8 protein-coding genes are annotated in these 7591 nt (G+C 36.5%); 5 read left to right on the top strand and 3 right to left on the bottom strand.

Translation table 11 applies throughout. The features are described from left to right. On the bottom strand, window positions 1-320 hold a 320-nt coding region (locus AC22ZQ_RS10655), incomplete at its 3' end, for an HAD hydrolase-like protein (RefSeq protein ID WP_318958770.1). Next, window positions 311-1135 carry a hypothetical protein gene (locus AC22ZQ_RS10660; protein ID WP_318958771.1) on the bottom strand — a complete coding sequence of 275 codons (825 nt, stop codon included), beginning with the start codon at window positions 1133-1135 and terminating at the stop codon, window positions 311-313. The genes AC22ZQ_RS10660 and AC22ZQ_RS10655, both read right to left, overlap by 10 nt. Before the next feature lie 111 nt (window positions 1136-1246). On the opposite strand from AC22ZQ_RS10660, the gene AC22ZQ_RS10665 reads away from it, so the two are divergent. Further along, on the top strand, window positions 1247-2515 hold the full coding sequence (locus tag AC22ZQ_RS10665; protein ID WP_318958772.1) for an LETM1-related biofilm-associated protein: 1269 nt from the start codon (window positions 1247-1249) through the stop codon (window positions 2513-2515). A gap of 1 nt (window position 2516) precedes the next feature. On the opposite strand, the gene AC22ZQ_RS10670 is transcribed toward AC22ZQ_RS10665, so the two are convergent. Then, window positions 2517-3095: a hypothetical protein gene (locus AC22ZQ_RS10670; RefSeq protein WP_318958773.1), complete on the bottom strand. Its 579-nt coding sequence runs from the start codon at window positions 3093-3095 to the stop codon at window positions 2517-2519. 217 nt (window positions 3096-3312) lie between these two features. Here AC22ZQ_RS10670 and AC22ZQ_RS10675 point away from each other — a divergent pair, with 217 nt between their 5' ends. The 4 genes from AC22ZQ_RS10675 to AC22ZQ_RS10690 all read left to right on the top strand — a co-directional run bounded on the left by AC22ZQ_RS10675 (window position 3313) and on the right by AC22ZQ_RS10690 (window position 7470). Next, window positions 3313-4416, top strand: coding sequence for a hypothetical protein (locus AC22ZQ_RS10675; protein WP_318958774.1), 1104 nt, complete (start codon window positions 3313-3315; stop codon window positions 4414-4416). 72 nt (window positions 4417-4488) lie between these two features. Beyond that, window positions 4489-5337 carry a MerR family transcriptional regulator gene (locus tag AC22ZQ_RS10680; protein ID WP_318958775.1) on the top strand — a complete coding sequence of 283 codons (849 nt, stop codon included), beginning with the start codon at window positions 4489-4491 and terminating at the stop codon, window positions 5335-5337. Window positions 5338-5492: 155 nt separating this feature from the next. Further along, the gene (locus AC22ZQ_RS10685) at window positions 5493-5993 is read left to right on the top strand and encodes an RNA polymerase sigma factor (RefSeq protein ID WP_318958776.1); all 501 of its coding nucleotides are present in this window, start codon (window positions 5493-5495) and stop codon (window positions 5991-5993) included. Window positions 5994-6000: 7 nt separating this feature from the next. Next, the gene (locus AC22ZQ_RS10690; protein ID WP_318958777.1) at window positions 6001-7470 is read left to right on the top strand and encodes a phytoene desaturase family protein; all 1470 of its coding nucleotides are present in this window, start codon (window positions 6001-6003) and stop codon (window positions 7468-7470) included. The last annotated feature ends 121 nt before the right edge of the window (window positions 7471-7591 follow it).

Genomic DNA, 7591 nt, shown 5'->3' on the forward strand with positions numbered 1-7591 from the left:
AATCCTTGGTTTTTAAAATATTCTAGACTATCAAGCACGCCTGTAATGGGTTTTCCAAAGGTTGAAATTTGATGCACCATCTCAGCCATGATTTCATCGATTATTTCTTGCTGAGATTTCCCCGTCCAAGGTCGCTCTCTAAAACGAAAGGCAACTACCTCGTCCAACCTTAAACCAACCGTGCGCGCACAATCTTCTATGGTTAAATCTATACCAACGGTTCCAAAAACTTTAATGATTGCTTTTTTCCATAGGGGTTCAGAATCTATCAAGACACCATCCATATCGTAGATTACAGCATCAAATTGTTTTATTTCCATCGTATTTTATAGATTTTGGGTGCAATAATAGTTTTTTCTTCGCTTAAATAAATGGTATTCTTCGAAACATCGATAGCCTCCCACAATCCAAACCGGTTAAGTAGGCGGGTGTTTTTCCAAATTAGTTCTCCGTTGACAAGCTCGTAGATGTAGATTTTACTGTAGGTTAATACAAACAAATGGTTTGCCTTAAGGCATACTGAAGTAATGCAGTCTTCCATCCAAGAACTTGCTTTCAATTTTAAAGGAGCACAAGAGCTTGCGGTATAGGTTCCTGCTTTTTTGGGCAAGGAGTACACTTTACTTATTCCATCAAAGGGTTTAGTGGCGTTTTTTGTGAAAATCCATATCTTGTTTTGGTAGTAGCATATCCCTTCGGCATCGTAGTACTTTTGCTGGGCGTTCGGAGGAAAATCTTTTTGGTCTGGGTAATGAAAACATATGCTATCCGCTTTACTCTGAGTTTCCTGTAATACCTCTTTTAAGGGCACGATGTAGAGTTTTAAGTCTTTGCGCGTATTGTTGTTGTTACCGATGTCAGCAATATAGATTAAGCTATCGTCTACTAAGCAAAGATCTTCCCAGTCTTTGTTATGTGCCTGTTCTATTTTACAAGTGTTTACAAGTTCTCCCTTGAAGTTGAGAACGTACAATTCGCTTTTGTTGCCACTGTCATTATGGGTAATAAAAACACTATCTCCTATACAAAGTAAGCCTGAACTTTCATTGATAAAAGTGGGTAGTTTTACGATGGCTTCTTGTGCCAAGAAAAGACCTGACCAACCCATGAAAAGAAGTAGAAATAGTGTTCTCATAGTATCGTACAACAGTTTTAAACAATAAGTTAAATGTAATATTAATGCCCGTGCTACAGCCTATTAAAAACAAAATTTGTTACTTAGTAGAACTTTTTAAGACAAACGCGCATGTTATCTCCAGGAGCCAAGGGATGGGTTAAGAAATACGAGCAGTTGCTCGATGAAGGAATGTTTACCATAACAGAGGTGAAACCTGTGCACATTTCTACCGATGAACATTTGCGTTTAGAGAGTATTCGAACAGGGTTAGCTTTTGGTTTTCCTACACAACTTTTATACGCCAATACCTTACCTCAGGATCAATGGACGGTAGAAGAAAAGCTCAAAGTATTATTGTTTGAAAGTCTGCTTTCTGTCTATATCATGGAGTGTAAAGTTTATTCTAAAGAGGATTTCTTACAAAAGGTTCTGGGCTTTTATAAAAAGCACGATAGTAGGTCTATTCTTAATTTCTATAAAAAACTTATCCCGGAGTCTGACTACGACAAGTTGGAGAAAATCTTGGACAAGCGTATAGGAATTCGAAAGACCATGGAAAATAAACTATGGGTGAATTACTTAAATAATTCGGTGGTTTATTTAGATGTTTTGTTGTTTAAAAAGTATTTAACCTCTCCTGAGAACACCTTGCAAGTTAACTATAAGCAGCGTGTTACGACTTTGTTGAAAACGATTATTATGGCCGTGAATTCGGATAATAATGTTGCCAAAAGAGAAAAAATGTTGTTTGATGTTTTCCTCGCTTCTGCTAATTTGAAGGAGGAGGAACGAAAGAGCATGAACAAACTTTTCAAAGAGGGGGAGTTGAGTTTTAAAGATTTAGATAGTTGTCATCAAGAAGATTGGATATTTAAACATTACCTTTTAGATGTATGTTCACTCTGTATTTTTGCCGACAACGATGCAGCAGATGAAGAACTTAAGTTCCTACAAGATTTCTGTAAACATTACCGAATTCCATTAGATGAATTGCCCAATAGTATCGCTCTGGTAGAAACTTTTTTATTGGAGAATCAACACAAAATAGCATTCTTAAAAGAGAGTTCTCAATACGATAAGTTATTCTCAAACCTTTCGAGGAGATGGATTAAAATTCTGAGCAGAAACAAAGACAAATTGGCGCAAGAGCTCAAGCAAAGTAAGGAGTTGGTTTTCTTGATTAATAAATCAATGAAAGAAGAGCTTACAGCAGAAGAAAAAGATAAGGTGAGGGTGCAGTTTTTAGATATCGTTAAAACAATGCCCGCTTTGGCAATTTTTATGCTTCCTGGTGGGGCTATATTGCTTCCACTGGTCTTAAAAGTGATTCCTGATTTGGTACCTTCTGCCTTTAAAAATAATGCCCTCGATGATAAGACATCGAAGGCTAAGGAGTGAATTAAATAGAAACTTCTTCGTTTCTTCGAGCAATTTCTGCTATGCTTGTGCGCATTACATTTATCGTTGGTTTTTCATAACCTTCTTTGCGCGATGAAATCAAGTAATTAATATCGTCTGCAGTAAACATTCCCACACAGTGGTAGCTATAGTGCTCTAGAGCTTGTTTGTTTTGTTTCTTTAAAGATTGCTTATAGATCAAAACATTTGCACTGTCTTCAATAATTTGATAGGTGTGAACATCTGTATATCGTTCTAAATTTTCCTTGTATAGTTCAAGAGCATCTCGCTCACCGTAATCTTCAATCACCATTTCAAAAGCTCTACTTGCTTTAATCGTCCAAGTAAAGTCATCCTCTTGATGAATTACCTGAGGTTCCACTGCGCCCCCTACCAATTGTTCATCGTTGGGTAAATACAATGTTGTAGGTATTTGATAGGGTGTCAAGTCTAAGGGTGCGTACAAACTCAAGTCTAATTCCTGAACTGTTTCCTGCGGAATAGCTGGAGATTCTTTGGGCTCACTATCGCACGACCAAACAAGGCCTGCCAAGAGCAAGGAGTAAATTATTTTTTTCATTTTTAGCGCGTTCTTAACGTAAATATAGTGTTTTCCTGATTTTTTTTAGGCTATTCCCCCTAATAAAAGTTCGCTAAAGCTGCCTTTTCTCAGGGGTCGGGTCATCCATTATAGTCCCGATAAGAATCGGGAGCTGTCATTTCTACCCCTAATAGAAAATGTTAAAATAAACTTGGTATTTTAGCGTTCAAATCCCATCGATTTAAAAACCACACCTATGAAAAGAATTCTCTTATGTTTGCTGCTTATCTTAAGTTTTGTAGTACATGCTCAAGTTCAAGTTGTCAATCACAAAAATGAAGTGTTAACCAATGTTGAAGTTTTAAAAAACGGACATTTGATTGGTATTTCTAATGATAATGGAAAGCTTCCTGGGTTAGAGAAAGACAGTGCATATACTTTGTTTCATCCGAATTATCGTTTACAAAAAATCGTTTTTGACGACCAAAAGCAAATCGATCTTGGAGCGCCTATACAATTGTTCGAAAGTGTAGATGTCAAGCAAAATGAAGGTGATTTATTTCAAAGAATATACGACAGTACTTATCACAATTTTGTAAAGCAGGACATAGCAGTTTTAGGAGAATTGTGGGTCTATCAGCGATTGGTTACAAAGACTAATGAGAAAAAGGATACCACATTAAACATCATTAGGGCAAATGTAGCTTACGCCAAACACGAGAAACGTAAAAAAGAAACGTGGTGGGTTAAAGGTGAGCCACAGCGCATGTTTAAACGTGGTGGAAAGTTGTTCGATGCAGCTGAATTTAAAAAAGAAGATCTGAATCTAAACTGGGCACTACCATCACCGGATAACTTAACCTTATTTTTTAAGTATAAAAGTTTTTTTAGTGAACCTGGAGCTTATCAGCAAGAACGCTATTATTCACCAACCTTATCTAGAGTGAATTTGAGTTATACAAGTGAAAAAAAATATACCCTGAGTCACGACTTAAAGTATGCAAGTTTAAACTATAGATGTAGGCAATATGAAAGTATACAAATTAGTCCTAATAGAGTTGCAACTGTGTTCAATATGACCATGTCCATCCCTAAGAAATCCAGTTATTGGAATTTTGTTGAAAAAGACGGTTGTTATTTTCCAGAGTCGATGAGGTTTGAATTTGTCCAACACTTCTCAAGAACGGATGTGAATAGCTCTGGTCAATATGCAGTAGTCTACATTTTCAAAGCCAAAAAAGCAATTCCACAAAAAGAGCTTTCGGAAGATTATGAAAAGGAAAATTTTTCCAACAACAATTACATACAGCGCATAGACCCCACACCAGAAATATTAAATTTCCCCTATGTTTTGGAATAAGTCGACTTACAATTTTGTTTAATTTCTTAACCCATCCTTTAAACATTTCTAACTTTGCATTGTTATAATTGCATGACGGTGTATAAGATCAAAGATCTAGAAATATTATCGGGAGTAAAAGCACATACCATTCGTATGTGGGAAAAACGCTATGGATTATTAAAGCCTGAACGTACGGATACTAAAATCCGAATGTATTCAGACAAAGATCTAATGGTGTTACTCAACGTGGCGTTACTCAACAAGAACGGTAAGAAAATTTCGCATATCGTAAATATGAGTGATGATCAAATTGCTCAAGAAATAATGTCCATTGATGACGCTATGAGCGAAGACAGTTTGGTTGACAAGCTGATATTGGCACTGATACAGATGGACAAGCATCTATTTTTACACAATTTTCATAAAATCATCGGAGAGGAAGGACTGTTCGAGGCTTTCTCGGGGAGGTTAAGGAGTTTCTTAACGCGTATTGGTGTAATGTGGCAGGTAGGAACAATTGATCCCGCACAGGAGCATTTTGTTTCTAACATGATGCGCAATACACTAATTTCAGCTACCGAAAATATTAAGGAAAATCCTAATCCTAAAAAGCTTTTCTTGCTATTCTTACCAGAAAATGAGTGGCACGAAATATCATTATTACTCTATAATTATAAACTGCTCAAAGATGGTTATGCCACCGTCTATTTAGGTCAATCAGTGCCAGAGCAAGCATTAGTGAACACCATTGGTCGCTTCAAAGTTGATGCATTGGTAACTTCTTTTGTTACGGCTACAGACGAAGATCATATTGTTCGTTTTTTCTCTGCATTAAGCCAAAATCATCAACTTCCTATTTACACGGGAGCGGAAATGTTAGAGAGTTTATCACAGCCTATTCCTGCTGGTATCCATAAGGTTACAGATTTGTTCAAGTAATTTTCATCCAACTTTTCATGAGAAACGTAGGTTCAATGGGGGATTGAGCCCTTGTTGCCTGTGCGACAAATTGTGAAAGAAAATATTTTGTTTAAGATTTATTTGGAAAGATTAAACAAAAGTGTTTAACTTTGAAGGTGTAAAACTTAAACAAAATGTCTACAATTGAATTTAACAACGCTCTCATTGCTTTAGAATCATATATGATTGCTTTTGCAATGCGCTACACAAAAAATGAGGAAGACGCGAGAGATCTTACCCAAGAAACAATGTTGAAAGCCATGAAGAATAAAAACTATTACACGCCAAAAACGAATTTCAAGGCGTGGTTGTTTACCATCATGCGCAACATATTTATCAATCAATACAGAAGAAAAGTGAGATCGAAAACAATTTTCGATAACTCAGAAGAAAAGTATTTAATGAACGGTTCAACAGAGGCTAGAAATACTCCGCAAAACCATATTACCTCCCTGGAGGTAGAGGCGCAAGTGGAAGCACTTAGTGATGTTTACAAAAAGCCCTTCGAATTACACTACAAAGGCTTCAAGTATCAAGAAATTGCAAATGAGTTAAATATTCCAATTGGTACGGTAAAGAGTCGTATATTCATAGCAAGGAAAAAATTAATGGAGTGCTTACCAGAGTACGCATAGCATATATATGAGTAAAAAAATTGTAGTCATTGGAAGTGGAATAGCAGGTTTATCTTGCGCAAGTTATTTAGCCCAAGGAGGGAACGAAGTAACCTTATTGGAGAAAAATAGCTCGGTGGGTGGTAGAGCGAGAAAGTTCGAAGCTGCCGGTTTTACTTTTGACATGGGCCCGAGTTGGTATTGGATGCCCGATGTTTTTGAAAAGTTTTATAAGGATTTTGGACACACTGCTCAAGATTTCTATACCTTGGAACGATTAGATCCAAGTTACCAGGTGATTTGGAAGGATAAATCAAGCGATCATGTTCCTGCAAATTTAGATGAATTCAAAGCTTGGTTCGAAAAATTAGAGCCGGGTAGTGCAGCGAAACTCGATGAGTTTTTAAAAGAAGCAGCCTATAAGTACGATGTAGGAATGAATGATTTGGTCCATAAACCAAGTTTGAAGTTGACAGAATTTGTTGACAAACGTGTGATAGGAGGAGTATTCAAAATGCATTTGTTTTCTTCTTTTAGCACCTACATTAAAAAGTATTTTTCTCATCCTAAAATTATTGAACTCCTTGAATTTCCGGTATTGTTCTTAGGTGCTATGCCGAAGGATACGCCAGCCTTATATTCACTGATGAATTATGCAGATATTGTTTTAGGTACTTGGTACCCTAAAGGTGGGATGCACGAAATCATCAAGGCTTTTGTAAAAATTGCTGAATCACAAGGAGTGAAAATCGAAACTGGAAAAGAAGTAACGGGTTTTGAATATGAGAATAAAAATGTAACCACCGTAAATGTAGCTGATGGTAGTTCATATGCTTGTGATTATGTAGTAAGTGGTGCAGATTACGCACATACGGAGTTCCAATTGTTAAAAGAGAAAGCCAATTACACTGAAAAATACTGGGATAAGCGGACAATGGCTCCTTCTTCACTGTTGTTTTATTTAGGAGTTGACAAAAAAATACCTAAATTGGAACATCACAACCTCTTCTTTGATGAAGATTTTAATGTTCACGCCGAAGAGATATATAACCAACCACAATGGCCAAAAGCTCCATTATTTTATGCTTGTTGTCCTTCTAAGTCAGATGATACCGTAGCGCCAGAAGGTAGTGAGAATTTATTTTTACTTATTCCTATTGCTCCAGATTTAAAAGATAATGAGGAGAAGAGAGAAAAGTACTTCGAGATGCTGATGGACAGGTTGGAAGAATTTTGTGGAGAAAAGATAAGAGAACACGTAATCTATAAGCGCAGTTATTGCGTAAATGATTTTAAGAAAGATTATTATGCATTTAAAGGGAATGCATACGGCTTGGCGAATACGTTAAAACAAACAGCCATTTTAAAGCCACAAATAAAGAATAAGAAATTAAGCAACATGTATTACACCGGTCAACTCACGGTTCCAGGACCAGGGGTTCCACCAAGTATCATATCAGGTGAAGTGGTGGCACGTGAAATACTGAAAGCTATATAAATCACTATTAATTAACGTTATGAAAGAACTTTTTGACAAACTTTGTGAAGTAACAAGTAAGATTACGACGCAAAAATACAGTACCAGTTTTTCACTTGGGATAAAGTTCTTGAGTAAAGAC

It is taken from the genome of Lishizhenia sp., assembly GCF_057456495.1.